This is a genomic window from Cryobacterium sinapicolor, assembly GCF_004403465.1.
Classification (GTDB): Bacteria; Actinomycetota; Actinomycetes; order Actinomycetales; family Microbacteriaceae; genus Cryobacterium; species Cryobacterium sinapicolor.
This window is the reverse complement of the sequence record NZ_SOGQ01000033.1, coordinates 1-19699: the sequence shown is the minus strand read 5'-3', so window position 1 is coordinate 19699 and position 19699 is coordinate 1. Positions and strand designations below refer to the sequence as shown.

Sequence of the window (19699 nt, the reverse complement as noted above, 5' to 3'; positions counted from 1 at the left end):
GCGGCATAGACCCGGTCACCGGATGCCACCGATCATGCGTTCGGCGACAAACCCCTCAAGGTCAGCAACGCGGTAGACGATCCTGGAACCGGACTTGCCCAGCCGGGCGTACCGCGGACCCTCGCCGCGGGCGCGCCAATTGGACAGCGTCTTTCGCGCCACGCCGAGGTATTCGCCCGCCGGAACGCTGGTGAGCGTACATGGGGGTGTGGCTGCGCCTACCGGCGGAGTGTTGGGAACAGTGACTCTGGGGGGCATATGGATTCCTCGAAGGCTGGAGCGCTTCAAGGAACCTGACTAGCCGTCCGATGTTAACCGGAGCTTGGCGTATTCACCTGCCGGGTCGAGAGACCCTAACCTCTTGTTGTCATATGAGGATGTTCAGACCGTAGCACACTGCCCCGGAGCGGCCCGCCACGCTAACTTGACCCACGAATGCAAACTACGTGTGACGCTAGTAACACCTTCCAACCAAGCGCTCCAAGCAATTTTTGGCGTTTTCGTGACGTATGCTGCGCCGGTTCAGCGCCGCACGGCGGCGATACGCCGTCGGAGCTTGTCGTCGCTTACCAGCCCCAGCAGCTCTCGAGGCCATTCATTGAGCGCATGTGCTTGGCCGAATCGAGTTCGGCGAGGCGCTCAACGAACTCGGCTACATAGCAAAAAGCAGACCGTTTGGCCGTCGTGAACGGTGTGGCCGCCGGGCATCAGCTTGTAGTTCCCAGAGGCGCACCGTCGCGGTGAGCGCCATTCTCGCCAGGCGACTACTCGCCGACTCCAGCCCGTCCAAGAGCCATGGCTACCCTTTGGATCTGCCGGCCATTCGGCGATGGTGTGAACCGCGGGCGCTGCGGGATGACTGTGCGCAGTCAGTATTCGTTCGCCTAGAAGCAGCCACACCGCATGCAACCGGTGAATCCTGACGGCGCCCGAGAGGGAGCGGAGCGGAGGATCGGTGGCGGTAGCAAGGCACCCGACAACCGCCCAGCAGGGCGGTTGGGAGGGCAAGGAGCGCAGCGACGCAGTAAGGCCCCGGCGAGCGCAGCGAGGTGGGCAAGACCGGAGCGCAGCGGAGGGCGCAGCGATCGTCGGCTACGCCGACCACCACAGCAAGATTTTCATGCAGCGAAGCGGAATGAAAACGACGCGTGGTGCCAATTGGCCTTATGCCCTTTTCCTTTCTCCCTCGTATTCGGAGCTCCAGCGGAGAATCGAGGTCATAATTGCTGGTGTATCAGCGTAAATGGATGATTCAGCTCATCTGTTCACAACCCCGTTGACGCAGTCAACAGCCTTGGGGGTTGTTAACAGTGGCATCCAATTCCGTTGGAAAGGCGGGGTTTGGTTGTCAACGGCTTTTGAGGTGCCTTGGCACCGTGTTGACAGCCATGGAGCGCAGCGACGCAGAGCGCGTTTCACCCTTGGTCACAATGCTCTCTCACCCTGTCGTGGCCGCGGGCACGCGGCTACCTTTGCCTCACCACCGGCGCGGTGCTCGGCGCAGCCGTGCGCCCCCTCACAGCGACTTCAGCCGTGTCAGAGTCGTCTCGAAGAGCGTCTCGGACACTCCGCTTCGGTCGACGCAGGAGAGCGATACGGGACCCGCGACAGCCGCGTAGCGGCGCCGTGCAGCCTGGTTCGTCTCGAGCCGATTGGAGACTTCAGTCGACACGAATGCCGTCGCCTGGTTGGCCGCAGGCCCCGTTGCAGATCAGCTTCAGAGCCGTTGCCTGGTCTAGCTTCATCTGCGGCGCGCGCATGGCCACTGCTCATTGCCCCGAGTATCAGAGCCGTGCTTCAAGACCACATCAACACCCGCTTCAGAGCCCGCCACATCCCCTCTTCAGAGCACATCCCAGATCCGCCGCGGAGGCGCTGTCACTCCGCCAATCCGTGCTACCAACTGAGCCACGGGCAGGGCCCCTTGCATGCTGTAATGGCGTAGCCCCGGGGACGGTTTTGACCCAATCGGCTCCCGCCGGCGCTGCGGCCAGGCAGCTGGTTCACCAGCGGACTGGACTCAGCCCTACTGTGCTCCCTGTGCACATGGCATAAGCAGTAATGTCAGAGGGTCAGATCACCTTTAGACCTACTAAAGTGGATATATCACCTCATCCGTCGACGTTAGGACAGCCCATGCCTCACTACGTCGACCTGATCTGGAACCCCGAGGACGCTGCGCACCTCGGCCGGAAAGACCGCGCCCCCGGGCGCTACCGGGCCTACGTTCCCAATGAGCTCGGCACCCAGCTGCCACACCTCGGCCAAGAAGCGCAGCAGGCCGCGGAGGATGCTCTGGCTGTGCTTGCGCGTGCGGACGAGCGCATCGGTCAGCGCGGGGGCTACCTGAACCACCTGCTGATCCGCTCCGAGAGCATCTCGTCGTCCTGGATCGAGGGCAACTCGATCAGCCCGAAGAAGCTCGCCATCGCTGAGCTGCTGGACGGCAGACCAGGGAGCCCAGGCGGCGCGAGCACGCGCGTGGCCCTCGACGTCGTGGCGAACGTGCGCGCCACCGAAGAAGCGATCAGTGAACTCGCTGATCGCGATCATCAGGTGACGGCCCGCGACATCGAGGCGTTGCAGCACATCATCGAGCCTCGGCTGGACCTTGGGGTGCGCACGGAGCAGAACTGGGTCGGCGGACCCGGCTGGAGCCCCCTCCGGGCGGACTTCGTGCCGCCGCCCGAGACCGAGGTGCAGCGTCTGGTCGCTGACCTGGCCGGCTTCATCACGGCAACAGAGGGCAACCCCGTCGTGCGCGCAGCGATCGCGCATGCCCAGTTCGAGACGATCCATCCTTTCGTCGACGGCAACGGCCGGACTGGCCGGGCCCTGATTCACACTGTCCTGCGGCGCGCAGACGCGCTGCGGAACACGCTGATCCCGATCAGCACCGTGTTTGCGGGCGACAAGGACGCGTACATCCAGGGACTCAGCGCATTCCGCGAGATCCCGTCTCGCCTCGACGACTGGGTGATCGGCTTCGCCCACGCGGCCGAGCTTGCGGCGGGCAACGCAGTGCGGCTCGCGGTCGACATCGCAACGCTGGACGAGCGCGTGCTCAAGGATCTGATCCGGTACCGGCGGCAGCACGAGCTGTCGCCGGTTGTCCCGCGCAGCGATGCAGTCGCGCTGAAGATCCTGGCCACGCTGGCCACCGACCCGGTACTCACGATCGAAGGTGTGTCGCGTCGGCACAAGGTGTCCACTCAAGCAGCGCAGCGCGCCCTGGTCCAGCTCGCGGAAGCGGGCATCCTGGGCCGCAACAAGGACCAGAAGGGCCGGCTCGTCTGCTGGACGGCAGATCAGTATCTCGCCCTGGTCAGCCTGACCGAGCGCAGCAACCGCGTGGGCGCGGGCGACACCGAGCACGAGAAGCCTCGTCTCGGACCGGCCGCTCCGGCCGCCGGCCAGGTGGGCGCTCTCCGCAATAAGGCGTGACCGACGCGATGGCGCGGCAGCACAGCCCCGGCCGGCCGGATGAGTCTGCGCTGGCTCTCGCTCTTCTTCTGCCCCATCGCTTCTCGTGCTGAGAGCGCAGCGCCGCACGAGTTTTATGGGCAAAAGGCGAATCTTTGGCCAATTCCCCATCTTTGAACGACGAGCTCTGTTCCCGTGTTAGCGTTCTCGACGACGCACGGTCGCTCCGGGATCTTGATTCCGGACGTCCTTCGTCGCCAACAATATCCATGGTTACCAGCTGCCCTCGCGGGTTGCTCGGAATCACAACGTTAGGACGCAATATGAACAAGTTCACCATCCCGTTTTCGGTCGATCTTCTGGAATTCGGGGCCCTCGCCACGCTCGTGCCGGAACTTTCGTTCCACGACGTCGCCGACCTCTCGGAGGTGGGCCCGTTCGTGTACACGCTCGTCGAGCCGCGCGGCGGGATCATCTATTACGGCAAGAGCGACGCCACCACCGGCGTCGTCGGCAAGCGTGCCCTGGCGTACGCCAAGTGGTCCGCTGACTACCTGGGCTGCGTCTCCGAGGCAGGCCGTCCGGATCCGCTGGTCGACCCGTACCACGGCGACCTCACGCTGGCCGGCTGGGCGCCCATCATCCGGTTCCAGACTCGTCACCAGGCGATCGTGCGCGTTGCGAGCGTCGCAGGGACGGACTTCAGCGGAAAGGTCTGGGAGGCGCGCCTTCAGGCAATGGCCGGTACCCTGACCGGCCTCGAATCCCTCGTCGGCGGCTCCGGCTGGGAAGCGAACACCGGCACCCTCCGTGGTGACGGCTATGAGTGGGCCTGGGACCGCATGACCGAGCTGCGTGAGGCGGGCGTACTCGACGCCTAGCCACACAGGGCTCAGCCTCGGAATGAAAAACCCCCGACGGGACATCGTCGGGGGTTTTTCTGTGCCTCGGCGGATCGGGCGGCGAGCGTGTTGCACTTCGACCGGGCAGTTCTGGGCTGGACCGTCGACAACGAATAATGCGACGTCGCAGGTGGCCGCTTCGCGATTCTGCGCTCGTTACAGGCGTATGGGTTCCTCCCACACACCCAGCCCGTGAATTCGCCGTGAACCGAAGCAAGTCGGATGGGCCTAATGAAGGCTTTTCAGGGGTCCCTGGGGTGCCCGATTCGTCGTCGTTCATGTTGGTGTCCGAGCAGAATGCGCAGCAAGGAAGCGCAGAAATACCCTCAAGAAGTCCAGCTCCAGGCGAACAGCGACGCTGACGATCTTCCTCTAACGTTCCTCGTATGAACGGTTTGTCACCCGCCTCCGATAGTTCCGACGAACGAGTCGGCCAGCAGATATCAGATGCTGCCCTGCAGCGCCTCGGGGAAGCTATCACCCACCTGGAAGGCGACCCGGACTACATAGTCCGTTCGCTGACCGAGTTCATGCTCACAATGCGACCCGTAGCGAAGCACAGGCTGACTTCGCTGCAGGAACGCTTCCTGATCGAATCGGGAGCTCTCAGCGCCGGCGGGCTCGCCTCGACGGCGAGCAAGGTTGACAGGGGGTCGCTGCAGCTCGGTGCTGCCGAGGCCTGGTTTTCACACCTTTGTGCCACGATCTCGCTCGAGGACGTCGCGGGATTCCTGGGCTGGGACGAAGTAGCCGTGCGGACAGCTGTCTCGGAGGGACGCCTGTACGCGATAGAGATTACGGGCCGGCTTCGCTTTCCTGACTGGCAGTTCAATGCGGCGGCACCCGGGCACCTCATGCCGGGACTCCCGGCCCTCATCGCAGCCGTCGCCCCACGGTGGGACTGGCACAGCATCGCCGGATTCATGGCGACACCCCAATCAAGCCTCATCGCCGAGGGGCGCCAGACGCCTGTCGAATGGCTCCGCAACGGCGGCGACATCGACACGGTGACATCGATCGTCGAGTGGGATGACTGCTGGTGAACATCGACCCACTGATGCGGCGCATTGTTGATGGGAACAAGCTCGTTCCCGTGGAGCCCTCCACGTTACGGCTTGAAACGCACCTGGAAGATTTGGTCGAGTCCGATCCCTCGTGTCTGGGAGAGCCATTCCTTATCATCGAGCGGCAGATGTTCGGGCGCGTGGATACGCTCGCGATCAATGCAGCCGCGAGAACCAGGTTGCTCGAGTTCAAGCGTGGTGAGACGCCACGCGAAACTATTGCTCAGACGCTCGAATATCTCGCCTAGGTGCAGGAATTGAGCACTGACCAGATTTTGGCAAGCTTCGCTCGCTATCGGCCGGGTGTCGACTTAGCAGAAGTCTTCTTCGAAGAGTTCGTCTGCCACCTGCCAGCGGTGCTAAACCAGTCCCACCTCATCACAATCGTCGCGGAGACCGTCGACCCCAACACCGAGTCAACTGTCCGGCTGTTGCAGCGTGGCGGTTTCCCGATCAACCTCGTCAGCTACCGTTACTATCCAGACCTCGGCGCGATCGAGTTCAGCCCGTACCCCCGAGCCGATCAAGACGCGGAAGCGTTTCTCGCGACGAAGGAGTCCGGGGAGCCAGGGTCCACGCGCCTAGCGTCAGCCGGGGAACTCGCTCGATTACATGCCCTGCTCGACCGAGTCGACTCCAGCCTTGAGGAGTTCCGCCCCGCTCTCGAGTTGCTTCGACGACCGTCGTCTGCTGCCACGACGTATCGTCCTGTGGCTGGCATGGGTGGTAGCGACCAGTACATTCTTCTTTTCTGGCTAACCTACGCCTGGCGCTTCACCTGGGATTTCGTGCCGTTTAGCTTCCTTCACGAGCTCTATCAGCACTGGGTTCGAGCTCAAGCCGCCGAAGGTCTGCGTCTGCCGATGCTCAAGCCTGAGGTCTTCGGGCAGCGCCTGGCGGCGGCTGCGACTGCCACCGGTGAGTGGAACAACACTCGACGTCGTCCCGAAGATTTGATGGACGCTCCAGAGCCCCTAACAGAATTGGTGCCGGGGTGGAAGCGTCCTGAAAAGGATCAACACGTTCATGGGTATCTCAAGAGCGGGATCGTGGGGCGGGCAAGCGATCGCTGGTCGGCTGCGCCCCTACAGTAGATCCGGGACGTATAGGAGAACGGGTTGGACGAGTGGCAAAGCTGGACGTGCAGAACCGAGTTGTCGATCTGATCGGCCAAGTGTCGCGAGCGACAGTAACGCGTGAAACTGTCCCCCCATGGCTGCTGCGCCCGGGACGATTGGAAGCGGGCCCCCTATGGTCGAGCATCCAAGCCATCTATGAAGACTTGACCGGGCTTGTTCTCCCGGATGTGATGCGTCCAGTCGAAAGCCGCCGCGTGGACGCGATTCTGACCGGGCGTGACGGAGCGTCACGGATCGTCGAAGTCGATGAGGATCAACATTTCTCGCCGCACCGTGCCAAAACGTTCAATCTTTACCCTGCCCACATAACTGTCGCGTTCGACCACGAAGCGTGGATCGAACGATCCATATCGGGGATGAAGCCGAAGGGCGGAAACTTCGCGAAACCGTGCCCGCCACTCTTCCCTGAGGTGGGTGGCCGACACATCCAGCGGGCGTTCCGAGACGCCCTTGCGGACCTTCTTCCTGCCGCCCACGGGTGGGCCCCAACGCTCCGCGTCGGAGAGTTCGAGGTGGCCGGATGGCTGCATGACAGTGACGCTGCCGACAGAATGAGCGCTTTGCTCGACCGCAAGTTCGTCAGCAGTTAGGAACATGTCAGGGGCTGTGCGCCGATAGTCGCGACGGATTCAACGAAGCCACCATGGCCTGCGCAGGCCCTGGACCGTGCGGGTATCTTCAGGCGTTGTTGAAACGTCCCAGCGCTGAGCAAACGGCTGGCATTGGCGGAGCTCGTTGGATGATCCCCGCCTCAAGGCCAGGGAGCGTTTGTTCGTCAGATCCGGCCGGTCAGTGACCTAGGGCCTTGCCCATCGCCTGGTGCAAGGCCGCGGTGGCGCCATCAACCATTCCCGTCGCGGTGTCGAAATCGACCCCGAGATGGTGCTGCAGCAGTCCGAACAGTGGCAGGTTGAGATCAAGCTCGTCGGGGGACATCGCACTGTGAGGCGTGAAGTGGACGAGGACGTTGCGCAGTTGCCTGTAGCCATCTCCGGTAGCGAACGCCGGCCTATCGGCGAGTAGTCGACGTGCAACTGGATCCCCGTTCTTTTCCAGACGGGACAGGGCAGTCAATGCATGTCCGAGAATGACTATCCGGTACTTCAGTGCCGTCGGCTTGTCTTCGTCCAGAGGAGTGAAGGAAAGCATTCGGGAGAACGCCAGTTGTGTCCAGACTGCGTGCAGGTATCCAGACATGGGCAGGCTGAGCCCCAGGGCCTTCCCGTAGAACTTCTCGCTACGCGGATTTCTTTCGCCTAGTTTCAATCCTTCGAGAGAGCCGATGAAGCTCGATGTATCCGCTAGCTCCGCAGCCCCCAATAGGAGCACCGCCGAGCTCGAGAGCGAGGCTCCAAGGGCCCGCATGCGAGGGCCGAGATCCTCGAAGGTCACCGTCGGGTCCTTCTCGATGGCGTAGGCCACCCCGTGGGTCGTCAGGTACGGGGTCCCCGAATACTTGAAAATTCCAACGTCACCCTCGAAACGCTGGGCCCACTTGAAACGGGCGTTACCCAAGAAACGGCTCTTCTGGGAGTCGACAATCTCGTCGAACGCGATGAGGCTCGCTTCGACGTCGGATCGGTCCGCGTCGAACCATTTCGTGGAGTTCCGCAGGCTCTCGACCATGCCAGCGTCGTCGGTCGGTAGGACTACTGAGGGCTCATTCACTCGCATCCACCGACGGATCTCATGGAGCGTCAACGCGAGCAGCGGCATGACCGCCATCATGGGGACCACGCCGACCCGACCACACCGCTGGCTGTCAAGCATGACTCGCAAGCCGAAACGGCTGTCTTCGACGATCCCGCGAAGAGCCACCTCCCGGTGGGCCTCGGATATACCGCCTGTCTTCTCCGAGAACTTGATCAACCCTGTCCCCTAGGGGCATTGCCGTGCGCGACCCTTTGTCGCGCCATGATGGTCGCTATCGCTGTGCTCGCCTCGTCGTGCGCGATCACGCACGGATGTGTTTCACCAACGTCCTGTCCTACTAGAACGAGGACCTTGCGCGCGGTAAAAGCGGTGGCGCTGAAGGCCTGAGAGACAAAAGCCATGCCCCATCGCTCCGGTAGAGCAATGTCGTAAGTGTGCGCCACATCGTCAACGCCAATGAAGCCGTTGATCCCGAGCGACTCTCCGTGAGCCACACCCGACAAATGGGAGTAGTTCATCCGTGCGCGCGAATCGAAGTTACTTTGCAGAGCGGTCGCAAGCGAGGCGTAGCCAATGTCCCGCGGTCTCCTGCTACCAGTAAGGCGTTCGATGTCATTGAGCGCTTTTTCCCGCTCGTCGCCTGGCGAGGAGTCGCGCCCGCGAAGCTCCTTCAGCGGCGCATTCGGTGCGAAACGCTCCAAACTCTGGAGTTCTTTGGCGATCGCTGAGAGCCAGCGCACCAGCACCTCCTCATTGGACTCATCCTCAATCAACCACCATGCTCGCGCATAGGCCTCGATTGCGCCTCGAGTCAGCGTCGCAAGAGCAAATGTCGTGCCCTCTTGCCGGATACTGCTCATAAGTAAGCGGCTGTGATCGAGGCCAGCCAGAGTCGCGAAGAGCACAGTCTCTATCGCATTTCGCCCCGGGTGTGGGCCCTGAGACGTCGATGCAAAACTCCCGGTGACAAGTTGCTCTGCGCGAGACCCCGCGATCTCTTCGCCGAAGCCGCTAAGAAGTAGAGGTTTCAGTTCATCTAGGAATCTCAGGAAAGTTCCCGAGAGGACCTCCCGGTCGTGAGGTGACAACGGGACAATCGCGCGACCTTCCCCGTCCGTCATGGCATCGAGACGCTTGTGCCGGAGATGGCCCGTACGGTCTTCGACTCGAAACATGCATTGTCGCCAGCCAGCAACTTCCACCCCAATTGAGCTCATCGCGTATGAACCACAGCGAGCCTAGCAGCGGCGCCGCCCAGTGCGCGGGGGTCGCCCACAGCCGCACTTTCCACTCTCAAGCCCGAGGAAGGTCACCCGCCGATAGTGCGGATAAGTGCGATTATCACGGGCAAAAAAATCACCCCCTTGAACCGAGATGATGCTGAGCTGAAAAGGGGGCGCTGTTCGAACGAACGACGATGGACGACGACGATTCACGTTGCCAGCTAAGCCTCACCGTGGGTCCTCGATAGGATCGGGCCACGAGCACATGGCGATCCGGTTGTCATGTCGACGAAGGTCCCGCATTTCGCGTGACCGATGGGGACGGGGCGAAATCGCAGTGGGAACTACCCGGATCGACGTTTTCGACATTGGCTTCACCAAAGCCGTGAGTGAAGTGCTCGGCCGAACTGACCCACCAGGCTTGTCAAATCGAGAGATCAACCAACTTCTCGACCAGGTGCATATCAAGGAGCGCCCACTGGGCAACAAGCGCGACAGCCTTTATGCCGCGCTGCACAATGAGCAGGTTCGGCAGAAGTGCGGAAACGCAGCGGCCGGGTTTGTCGCTCGTGCAATGCACCCCAGCCGATACGTCTCAGACCATCGAAGATTTACCCAGCTGCAGGATGAGCTCAACGAAGCCTTGGTGCACTTTGGCTGGTCTGTCCGCGACGACGGTCGACTTGAGCGGCGCGCCGCAGCATCAACGCTGAGTGAGGGAGCGGCACTGGCGGGAAGCCTTCGCAGCGAGCTTATTCGTCGGAGCACCCACAGCGAACTCATGCGCTACTGCAATGAGGAGCTGGTAACCCGGTCGCTGTTCCATGCGACAAGCGAAGCTGCCAAGAGCATTCCCGACCGTATCAGGAATCTCACTGGGCAGCTCAGTGACGGTGAGACCTTGTATGCCGGTGCGTTTGGCGCTGGTGGCGGATCGATCCCGACGATCCTGATCAACACCTACCAGTCTGACTCGGACATCAGCGAGCATAAAGGCTTCAAGAACCTCCTGACTGGTATTCATGGCCATTACCGCAACCCGCGCGCCCACTCAAGTCGGATCGATGCCACTGAAAATCTCGCAGACTTCTACGACGCATTCGGACTGTTCTCCTACGTACACCGCCGACTCGATGGCAGTCGGACCACGAGTTAACTTCTGTACGCGACCACAGGGTGAGGCCCTCAAGGATTGGTCAACTCGTCTTCCTCGTCGTCGAGCGCGACGCTGGCACGAGCCTCCCTTACGTGTCCTTTCAGGATTTTGTACGCGCGGAGAGCCTTGGCCGGGGTGGACGAGAAGCCGACCTCATCCAGGCGTCGAATAACCTCGGCATCGCCAAGGCCGTCGAGCCACCTCTTTGCATCCTCCAGGCTCAGTGTTCCTCGAGATGTTTGAGTCAGGCTCTCGGCGAGATCACCGCGTATGCCGCGGGCGATGACGCGAGTTTGGTTGAGAACGAATGCGGTTTCTCTACGTGCGCCCGTCAAGGCATCCTCAAGCGATCCATGCCCGACGGATATATCAATGCCCGGAATCAAAGGGTCCACGGTAGCGTCTCCCGTCACCAGCGTCGGGATCGCCACTGTCCGCACCCAGTCTGCAAGCTCTCCGAGTTCCTTCATGAGCACGTGCCAGGTCCCCGTGTGGGGGCGCTGGGAAGCGATGAAGGGGTAGATTGATACCCCAACTTTGGCGCGCCTCGGTCCGTGGACTAGCACGTCACCCACTCGGGCCGGGACTGGCTCGTCGAACTCCACGACTTGTACGCCGGGAACGTCTCGATCGGGCATGACGGGGCCCACTCGCACTGTCGTGATCGCTGGCGCACGGTGCTTGGCAAAGTTGGTGTATTCGGCGAGCAAACGCATCGGATGCACGGTCGGGTCGACATCGTGAAATGGCTGCAGCCTGCTAACGCGAGTTGATAGGGCAGCGCCGGGCGCGAACGCGGGAATCAGCTTCCGTTTCGAGTGCCCCAGCCAACTGGTGAAGCTCTCCTCTGTAAGCCTTGCCGGCATCTCGATGGTTTGCGCCTCTTCGGGGCTGAGGTCGCGGCCGAGGCTGTGCTCGACTTCTGCAAAGATCGTGTGTTCGATTGCTGCGCGGAGTTGCGTCGTTGCGTCAGCGAACACTCGCGCAATGCCCTCTGGAAACGGCTGGACCTTTGTGATGGTTACGGCTGAACCTCGAGGATGGGGCAATGTGTCGAAGGTGAAGACTTCTCGGTCCATGTACCCCCACAGGAGCTTGCCGACTTGCGCGATGAGCTGGTCGACGTGGGCGAGCGTGTACGCCACGTGTTCCTGGTGTGGTGGGAGCCAGGAGTGGTCGGGGGCCGTTTCGTGAGCATCGTCCATGGTGTGAGCGTATCGTCCGGCTTCTGCAGGTTGAGTGTCTAAATGGCGTCGAGCGAGGTGAGCGCACGCACCCCATTGTCACTGGTCTCGGTAGCCGAATGCATGTCGCTCCCCAGCTCAGCGGCCCCTGCCCAGAGGCCTCGGCCGGTCGTTCTTGAGTGCGCGTCGGGGCACACTGCCGTCAGCGCGGCCACAGCTACGGATACGGCGTACAACGACGCGAGGGATTCCTACGGCCATAGGCGAGTGCGGCTGAACGTAAGGAAGGCACCACTCGGCTGAGAACAAGTGCCCGGCAGCAGTTGCCTCTAAAAGTTGAAATGCGGCAATCTCCTATTCCAGCCCTTTGAATGCACGTACATGAGGCATCGGGATGCAGAAGTCTCTGGGCCAGAAGTTGGCAATGGTCAGTCTCCAAATATCGGACCAGGCTCCATGCCCTCGGCGCACCTGAGTTGGCCACAAAATGAAGCTCGCCCCAGCGTGTCTGCCTGGCGCCGTCTGGAACGACCGGAGACTGTCGATATGACCGAATCCAGCTCCGAGTTCATCGTCCAACGGCGATACCCGCCCACCGAAGGTACACCGAAGCCTGGCTGGAGCAAGGCAGGTGCCTCGACGAGCTCAAAGGGTGGCAACTTCAAGCGCTTGGCCTATGCGGTCCGCGCGGCAGAGACTGCGCTTGATGAATACCGTGGGTTCAATGAGCGAAACACAGACAAGGGCAACCTCGAGCTGGTGCGACGAATCGAGTACAGGGTGATCGACTCGGCCAAAACGGTCTTGTGGGAATCAAGTACGGACAAGCTCCCAATCGAAAAGTAATTCTGCGTGCCTCATCCCAGCATCCCGGTCATATTGGCCGCAATGGAGGAGTCGTATGAACGGGTCCCCGGTTGATGGGCCGAGCCCGGGTGTAGGAGCACGTTTCGCCGAGCGATCCCTGAAGGTCGTCTGAGCTGCTTCAGCAGACAGGGCCATTTAGCCAGACAAATGGGGGTCTCACCGGCCTCCTCGGTGAGCGCATGGTTTGCGCGGAATTGCCGGCCGCTATGGCCGTGCCTTCAGAGTGTGTGCGGCACTACTCGCTGGGTGCCGTGATGCCCCCGTGGCGGTGACCTGTGGCTGGCCCCACATGTGCGGGGACGCGAGGCTCGCGCCTGGGTGCGCGGCAAGACTTCGGGAACACCGCCGCATATGCGGGGAACACGTCGGCAGCGGCAATACGGATTTCGTGGCCGCCGGGAACACCCCCGCATACGCGGGGAACACTCCATTCCGCGGTTGGCGGTGGGCTGAGCGTCCGGAACACCCCCACATACGCGGGGAAAAGCCCTTCATGGTGTCGAAGATCTGCGTGCGGATGGGAACACCCCCGCTTCCACGGGGAAGGTGTAATCCGTGCTCGGATATTGTTTCAGGAACCCATCAGATCCCGAACGTCACGTTCCAGAATGCTACTCGAGAGCTCGCAGATATCCATACCTCGAACTATGTTCCTGACGTCCTGTTGGGGTGTACCTCGCACTGACATATTGACCGAACAGTTTCGTTGGTTTGACGCCGACCGCTGGGATACGCCCAAGACCTCGCCGGGCACTGTTGGGTCTATTTTGGTCAGGGTCAAGAGGGTAGTGATCTGGTCATTCAACCCGCCCGCTCGGAAACAGCGCCGTTTACACGGGGAACGGGAGGGCGCACTTTTCGGTGGCCCCGTACACGCGGGGAACGGCCGAGGAATGACACGGGTTCGGTGCAGTACGTCGGAACACCCCCGCATACGCGGGGAACGCCGTTAGATGAAGAGGACGTCGATGACTTCCAGGGGAACACCCCCGCATACGCGAGGAACGCTTGACCGCATAATGCACGTTGGTCGTGATGACGGGAACACCCCCGCATACGCGGGGAACGGTGCGCGGCGTCGTTCTGCGCGACCTGATTGACGGGAACACCCCGCGTACGCGGGGAACGGGATGCCAGCCAGTCTTGCCCGAGGTCATCGAGGGGAACACCCCCGCATACACGGGGACGGTTACGGCTGGCCTGCTCCATCTTCGTCGCGTCGGGAACACCCCCGCATACGCGGGGAACGGATCCATGACGTCCAGCAGCGATCCGGCAACACTGGGAACACCCTCGCATACGCGGGGAACGGGGAACCCACCAGGTAACCGTGTTGCCTTTCTGGGGAACACCCCCGCATATGCGGGGAACGGGAGGTCGAGCAGGACTGCCGCAGGAGGATTAATCTTGCAGGGTAATTTCAATCTTGGCTTCAGTTTTGGGAACTCGGAAACATTCACCGGAACCTCGGACGCCTGGCGGCTGACGACATCCGACGGCAGCCTCCTCCTCGGGGAAACGAAATGAAGCTGGGCGGTCCGCCGACTATGTGAAAGGCTGCTCTTTTCTGAGACCCTTTGTTCACGCGCAGGACAAACTCACGCCGAGTGAAGTCCCGCGCACCGTCTAGACCTTGTCAGTGTCAGAGCCCAGACCTACACTCCCCATATCGAATAAATGTTCGATAGCAGGGGTTGGAGGTACGTATTGGGACAGAGCTTTCCGCACCTCCACGTCGCCTCCGCGTACTCGCCGCACTACGGCGTGACCATGCCCGAGGCCCTCGTCGACCAGGCAGCCGCCGCCGGCGCTGACTTCCTCGCACTCACCGACCGGGATGGACTGTACGGGGCGGTGAAGCATGTGCGGGAGTGCGCGGCCGCCGGGATCCGGGCGGGCCTCGGCGCGGACCTGGCCGTCCACGATGATGAGCACCGACCGCTCGGCCGGGTGACCCTGCTCGCTCACGGCGGGGACGGTCGCGGGTACGCCGCGCTCTGCCGGGCCGTGAGCTCCGCGCACGAGGCAGGCCGGGTTCCGAGCATCGACCGGCGCCGGCTCGCCACCTGGGCGGAAGGTCGTGCCCTCACCGTGCTCCTCGGGCCGTTCTCTGACGTGGGGCTCGCGGTGGAACGCCGAGACAGCGCCGAGGCGGTCGCTGGGTTGCGCGCGTGGCTCCGCGTCATGCCTATTGGCTCGGTCACCCTCGAGGTCGTCTGCCACCTGGCGCCGGTCGGGCAGCGCGGTTCCGTGGCCGCGGCCACCCGAATGCTGGGCCTCGCTGAGGACACCGGGACCCCCGCCATCCTCTCCAACGCCGTCCGCTACGGCGAGCCAGCTGACGCGACGACCGCGGACCTCGCCGACGCGACCCGGCTCCTCACCCCGCTCGCTCAGCTCGAGCAACCGCAGGCGAACGGGCAAGCGTGGCTGAAAGACGGGTCGCACATGCGCCAGGTCGCCCGCATGGTCGTCGACGCCGGCGCCCGGAACCCTGACGCCCTCGACCAACTCCTGCAGAACACACGCAAGCTGGCAGACCGGTGCGCGCTGGACCCGGCAGCGGACATCGGACTCGGCACACCACGAATGCCGGAAGCCTCAATCATCGGCGTGGTCGGTGACCCGGTAGCTGAGCTGTGGCGACGGGCCCGGCACGGCATCGACGACCGATACGCCGGCACCACCCTCACCCGTGCCGCACACGAGGAGCTCGCGCATGAGATGGAGACGGTCGAGCACCTCGGGTTCGCCGCCTACTTCTTGACCGTCGCCCGCGTCGCCGACCTGATCCGCGGCATGGGCGTCCGAGTGCAGGCGCGTGGTTCCGGTGTCGGCTCCGTCCTCAACTACGCGCTCCGCACCTCCTCGGTCGAACCGATCGAGAACGGCCTCATCTGGGAACGGTTCCTCTCCCCCGAACGCCAGACCCTCCCCGACATCGATATCGACGTCGAATCCGCCCGGCGCCACGACATCTACCGGGAAGTGTTCCAGGTCTTCGGCGCGAACCGGGTGTCACTGATGTCGATGACCAACGCGTACCGGGGGCGGGGAGCCGTCCGGGACGCCGGGCTCGCCCTCGGCATGCCCGAAGACCAGGTCGCGGCGATCGCCAAGCAGATGTGGCGCTTCAACGCCCGCGACTTCCGCCGCGCCCTCGAGGAAAAACCAGAACTCGCAGACCTCGCCGCCCAGGTCCGCGAGTCGCAGCAGCTCGACCAACTCGTCGATCTGACCGCGAAGCTCGACCGACTCCCCCGCCACATCAGCGTGCACCCGTGCGGCGTCATCCTCTCCGACACGTCTCTCCTCGACCGGACACCGGTGCAACGCTCCGGGATGGGGCTACCGATGTCGCAGTACGACAAGCACGACATGGACCCGATGGGCCTGATCAAGCTCGACATCCTCGGCGTCCGGATGCAGTCGGCGATGGCATACGCGATCGAGGAGCACCGGCGACTCACCGGCGAGACCATCGACCTGGACCGGGTCCCCCTCGACGACGAACCTACCTACGAAATGCTCCGCACCACCCGCACCCTCGGCGTCTTCCAACTCGAATCGCCAGGGCAGATGGAGCTGATCGGGAAGCTCCAACCGGAAGTGTTCAACGACCTGACCGTGGAGATCAGCCTGTTCCGCCCCGGCCCCATGCAAGCCAACATGCCCCTGCAATATCTGAAGGCACGGCACGGGGAAGTCGCGCCCGACCACATGCACCCCCGGTTCAAACCGTTCCTCGCCGAAACCAACGGTGTCGTCGTCTTCCACGAACAGGTCATGCGACTCTTCGACGAGCTGACCGGCTGCGGAATGGGCAAAGCCGATGTCTTCCGCCGGCACCTGGGCAAATCCGGCGACCTCGCCGAGATCGAAGCGTACGTGCGGAAGCAGGCCGCCACCCGCGGGTTTCCGGCGCCGGTTGTCGACCGGGCGTGGAAGGTGCTCTCCGGCTTCGGAAGCTTCGGGTTCGCCAAAGCCCACGGGGCCGCGTTCGCCAGGACCACGTACGAGAGCGCGTGGCTGAAAATGCACCACCCGGCAACGTTCTTCGCCGGGCTCCTCACCCACGACCCCGGCATGTGGCCCAAGGACCTGATCGTCGCCGAAGCCCGCAACCTCGGCGTCCCCGTCCTCGGTCTCGACGTGCAGAAGTCCGCACTGGACTACCGGGTCGAGCAGCTGAGCGATGGGCAGCTCGCTATCCGTCTCGCCCTGCCCGAACTCGCCGGATCCAGTGCGCAAGAGCGGCAGCGGATCGCCGAGCACCAACCATTCTCCTCGTTGCAAGACTTCCGGGACCGGGTGCGGCCCCGCCGGCGCACGTTCGAAGCGTTGGCCCGGGTCGGTGCCCTTGACTGGTTCATCGGCTACGACCGGGCCCGCCGCGGCGACCTGCTCGCCCACATCCAAGGCCTCGGCGGCCGCGCCCTCCCCGTCGGCCCCGACCAACTCGCCTTCGACATTGAACTGCCACTGCCCGACTTCGACCGGTCCGTCACCGCCCTCGACCTCCGCGGCCGCACCCAAACAGACGTGGAACTCCGAGACCTCGGCCTCGCCGTCAGCCACCACCAAATGACCCGGTTCTACCCACTCTTCAAAGAACTCGGAGTCACACCCGCCTCGGAACTCGTCAACCTGCCCGGGGGCACCGAAGTGCTCGTCGCCGGGGTCCGCCGCGCCACCCACACTCCCCCGATGCGAAGCGGCAAACGCGTCGTCTTCCTCTCCCTCGACGACGGCAGCGGGCCCGTGTCCAACGTGGTGTTCTTCCACGACGCGCAGGCTGCGATCGGGGCGCCCGTGTTCCGCACCCACTACGCCCTGATCCGCCGCCGGACCCGGCGCACCGGTGCCCGCGGGGTGTCAGTGACTGGCGAGCAGATGTGGGATCTGCTGGACGTGGCAGGGAAGGTACGGGCACGTCAAGCCGCGGAGCGGGAACGGGTTGTGGTCGAGGCGGAGGCCGCGGACAACGTCATTCAGATGTGGCGGCGGAGGGCGTGAAGTTACCGACGCTATTCACGGGACGGGCGATCCTTCAGAGGCGGCTGAGTGGGAATGCTCCTTCGCCGGCGGAACCCCCGCGTGTGCGCGGGGAAGAAACCATGAACGTCCTGCCGCCGTCGCAGATGTCGGGAACACCCCCGCCTACGCGGGGAAGGTTGCCCATATTGCTTCGAGCAGTTCGTTGTCGTGGGAACACCCCCGCATACGCGGGGAAGGTCAGCATCCCTTCAAGCGTCCAGGACTCTTCGCTGGGAACACCCCCGCATACGCGGGGAACGGGCTTCTCCGCCACGATCGCGTCGGCCGAGTAAGGAACACCCCCGCCTACGCGGGGAACGGTGCATATTGCGGCCGGTGTATGCCTGCACGATGGGAACACCTCGGCCAAAGTCTCCGAGAACACGTCCGAATGCGAGAGTACCCCCGCCTACGCGGGGACGATATGGGCAGCACAACACCAGGCGGATCAGACCCGGGAACACCCCCGCCTACGCGGGGAAGGTGCAACGTTCGAGATGCCGGGTTGTGTGTCGTCGGGAACACCCCCGCCGACGGGGGAAGGCCCACGGTTGTTCGACTTGGCAAGTCGCCGGTCGGGACTACCCCCTGCGCGGGGAGGTCTCGTCAATCGTAATGTCGTAATACGCCTGACGGGGAACACCCCCACATACGCGGGGAAGGTGAGTTGTACTGGAAGGTGAACAAGGGCGACTGGGGAACACCCCCACTTGCGCGGGGAAGGGAGCTGGCGAACCATCGAGTTGGTGTCTGCGGCGCGAACACCCCCGCCTACGCGGGGAAGTTCCATCTCCACGCACACATCGCACTCGCGCTTGGGAACACCCCCGCCTGCGCGGGGAAGAGATCAAAAAGGCCAAAGATGGTCATCGCATCTTGGGAACACCCCCACGTTGGCGGGGAAGAGTCGATGATGCCGGTCATCTCATCCATAAGAACGGGAACACCCCCGCCGAGGCGGGGAAGAGATTTTTCCTTCCACACCCGACTTCGCATTGATGGGAACACCCCCGCATACGCGGGGAACAGAGAACCAGGAATCCAAGGGTAACGGCGGTTTTAGGAACACCCCCACATACGCGGGGAAGGTTTGAACAGCCGCGTTTCAATCTCGGTGGGCCAAGGAACACCCCCGCCTACGCGGGGAAGGTTCCGTCCGCAGAACGTCGCCGCTCGTTGCCGTGGGAACACCCCCACCTCCGCGGGGAAGGGTTCCGGATTTCGCCCAGGAACAACGTGTCGGAGGGAACACCCCCGCCTGCGCGGGGAAGGGGACACCGGCCAAATGTAACCGTGCGTGTTCGCGGGAACACCCCCGCATACGCGGGGAACGGTGAACCACACCGGCCGGCTGGTACATGCCGCCGGGAACACCCCCGCATACGCGGGGAACGGAGCATGAAGTCGGTCCCGACGGCGAGGTCGTAGGGAACACCCCCGCATACGCGGGGAACGGAGTCGCTGCGGTGTGTACGCGTAGCCGGCGTGGGGAACACCCCCGCATAGGCGGGGAACGAGATACAGGGTTTGAGTGTACGGATTATGAGTCGGGAACACCCCCGCATACGCGGGGAAGAGGCCACGAACGCGTGCAAGTGAACGTGTCAGCCAGGAACACCCCCGCCTGCGCGGGGAAGAGAAGATCATCGGGTGAAAATGCGGGTGCCACCCAGGACCACCCCCGCTTGCTCGGGGAAGGGAGCGTCAGCCGCCCTTCGTTCCAGATCGTGTAGGGAACACCCCCGCCTGCGCGGGGAAGAGCTGGGAGGCCCCTGTAGTTATCGCCGTATAACGGGAACACCCCCGCATACGCGGGGAACGATCCGAATGCGTTGAGAACAGGTCGATCTCCCCAGGAACACCCCCGCATACGCGGGGAACGGCGCACCGCGGCCGGGCCGACGCTGATCTACCTGGGAACGAACGACTTCGTGAAGCTGGGCACCCCCGTTACTTTCTTCGTAGCCCTTGATCGTGTAGTTATGTGAGGGTGTTGGCCTGTCAGGCCCGGCATGGTTCTTGCCCCCAGTCGCTCATGATCCGGGGGGTGT

13 protein-coding genes are annotated in these 19699 nt (G+C 63.1%); 8 read left to right on the top strand and 5 right to left on the bottom strand.

All coding sequences use genetic code 11. The features are described from left to right. Positions 1–15 precede the first annotated feature (15 nt). Positions 16–258: a helix-turn-helix transcriptional regulator gene (locus E3T28_RS07150; RefSeq protein WP_134429305.1), complete on the bottom strand. Its 243-nt coding sequence runs from the start codon at positions 256–258 to the stop codon at positions 16–18. A gap of 1878 nt (positions 259–2136) precedes the next feature. Between E3T28_RS07150 and E3T28_RS07145 the strand changes: the two genes are divergently transcribed. The 5 genes from E3T28_RS07145 to E3T28_RS07125 all read left to right on the top strand — a co-directional run bounded on the left by E3T28_RS07145 (position 2137) and on the right by E3T28_RS07125 (position 6483). Then, positions 2137–3444: a Fic family protein gene (locus E3T28_RS07145; protein WP_134429303.1), complete on the top strand. Its 1308-nt coding sequence runs from the start codon at positions 2137–2139 to the stop codon at positions 3442–3444. A gap of 302 nt (positions 3445–3746) precedes the next feature. Further along, the gene (locus E3T28_RS07140) at positions 3747–4304 is read left to right on the top strand and encodes a hypothetical protein (RefSeq protein WP_134429301.1); all 558 of its coding nucleotides are present in this window, start codon (positions 3747–3749) and stop codon (positions 4302–4304) included. Positions 4305–4711: 407 nt separating this feature from the next. Beyond that, a complete protein-coding gene (locus E3T28_RS07135; RefSeq protein ID WP_134429299.1) occupies positions 4712–5368 on the top strand; it encodes a hypothetical protein in 657 nt (218 codons plus the stop codon). Then, positions 5365–5637 (top strand): PDDEXK family nuclease, encoded by a 273-nt coding sequence (locus tag E3T28_RS07130; RefSeq protein ID WP_134429297.1) that lies wholly within the window; start codon positions 5365–5367, stop codon positions 5635–5637. The genes E3T28_RS07135 and E3T28_RS07130 overlap by 4 nt, the downstream gene beginning before the upstream one ends. 9 nt (positions 5638–5646) lie before the next feature. After that, positions 5647–6483 (top strand): hypothetical protein, encoded by an 837-nt coding sequence (locus tag E3T28_RS07125; RefSeq protein ID WP_134429295.1) that lies wholly within the window; start codon positions 5647–5649, stop codon positions 6481–6483. A 272-nt stretch (positions 6484–6755) separates the two neighbouring features. Here the strand turns inward: E3T28_RS07125 and E3T28_RS07120 are convergent, their stop codons facing one another. The 3 genes from E3T28_RS07120 to E3T28_RS07110 form a co-directional block, all read right to left on the bottom strand. After that, entirely contained in the window at positions 6756–7124 is a 369-nt protein-coding gene (locus tag E3T28_RS07120; protein ID WP_134429293.1) for a hypothetical protein, read from the bottom strand. Between the two features lie 193 nt (positions 7125–7317). Then, a complete protein-coding gene (locus E3T28_RS07115) occupies positions 7318–8397 on the bottom strand; it encodes a hypothetical protein (protein ID WP_134429291.1) in 1080 nt (359 codons plus the stop codon). Next, on the bottom strand, positions 8394–9086 hold the full coding sequence (locus tag E3T28_RS07110) for a hypothetical protein (protein WP_134429289.1): 693 nt from the start codon (positions 9084–9086) through the stop codon (positions 8394–8396). The genes E3T28_RS07115 and E3T28_RS07110 overlap by 4 nt, the downstream gene beginning before the upstream one ends. A gap of 703 nt (positions 9087–9789) precedes the next feature. On the opposite strand from E3T28_RS07110, the gene E3T28_RS07105 reads away from it, so the two are divergent. Next, a complete protein-coding gene (locus E3T28_RS07105) occupies positions 9790–10560 on the top strand; it encodes a TIGR02391 family protein (protein ID WP_241979213.1) in 771 nt (256 codons plus the stop codon). Between the two features lie 29 nt (positions 10561–10589). On the opposite strand, the gene E3T28_RS07100 is transcribed toward E3T28_RS07105, so the two are convergent. Continuing rightward, positions 10590–11765, bottom strand: coding sequence for a hypothetical protein (locus E3T28_RS07100; protein ID WP_134429285.1), 1176 nt, complete (start codon positions 11763–11765; stop codon positions 10590–10592). A gap of 525 nt (positions 11766–12290) precedes the next feature. On the opposite strand from E3T28_RS07100, the gene E3T28_RS07095 reads away from it, so the two are divergent. Together E3T28_RS07095 and dnaE are read left to right on the top strand one after the other, a co-directional pair. Further along, positions 12291–12590, top strand: coding sequence for a hypothetical protein (locus E3T28_RS07095; RefSeq protein WP_134429283.1), 300 nt, complete (start codon positions 12291–12293; stop codon positions 12588–12590). 1728 nt (positions 12591–14318) lie between these two features. Next, positions 14319–17627 carry a DNA polymerase III subunit alpha gene (gene dnaE, locus E3T28_RS07090; RefSeq protein WP_166786954.1) on the top strand — a complete coding sequence of 1103 codons (3309 nt, stop codon included), beginning with the start codon at positions 14319–14321 and terminating at the stop codon, positions 17625–17627. Positions 17628–19699 lie beyond the last annotated feature (2072 nt).

What these genes read in the sequence shown, in the direction of transcription:
- E3T28_RS07095 (WP_134429283.1), top strand. Translation starts at nt 12,291, where the DNA reads ATGACCGAATCCAGCTCCGAGTTCATCGTCCAACGGCGATACCCGCCC.
- E3T28_RS07150 (WP_134429305.1), bottom strand. Translation starts at nt 258, where the DNA reads ATGCCCCCCAGAGTCACTGTTCCCAACACTCCGCCGGTAGGCGCAGCC.
- E3T28_RS07120 (WP_134429293.1), bottom strand. Translation starts at nt 7,124, where the DNA reads ATGTTCCTAACTGCTGACGAACTTGCGGTCGAGCAAAGCGCTCATTCT.
- E3T28_RS07140 (WP_134429301.1), top strand. Translation starts at nt 3,747, where the DNA reads ATGAACAAGTTCACCATCCCGTTTTCGGTCGATCTTCTGGAATTCGGG.
- E3T28_RS07100 (WP_134429285.1), bottom strand. Translation starts at nt 11,765, where the DNA reads ATGGACGATGCTCACGAAACGGCCCCCGACCACTCCTGGCTCCCACCA.
- E3T28_RS07145 (WP_134429303.1), top strand. Translation starts at nt 2,137, where the DNA reads ATGCCTCACTACGTCGACCTGATCTGGAACCCCGAGGACGCTGCGCAC.
- E3T28_RS07135 (WP_134429299.1), top strand. Translation starts at nt 4,712, where the DNA reads ATGAACGGTTTGTCACCCGCCTCCGATAGTTCCGACGAACGAGTCGGC.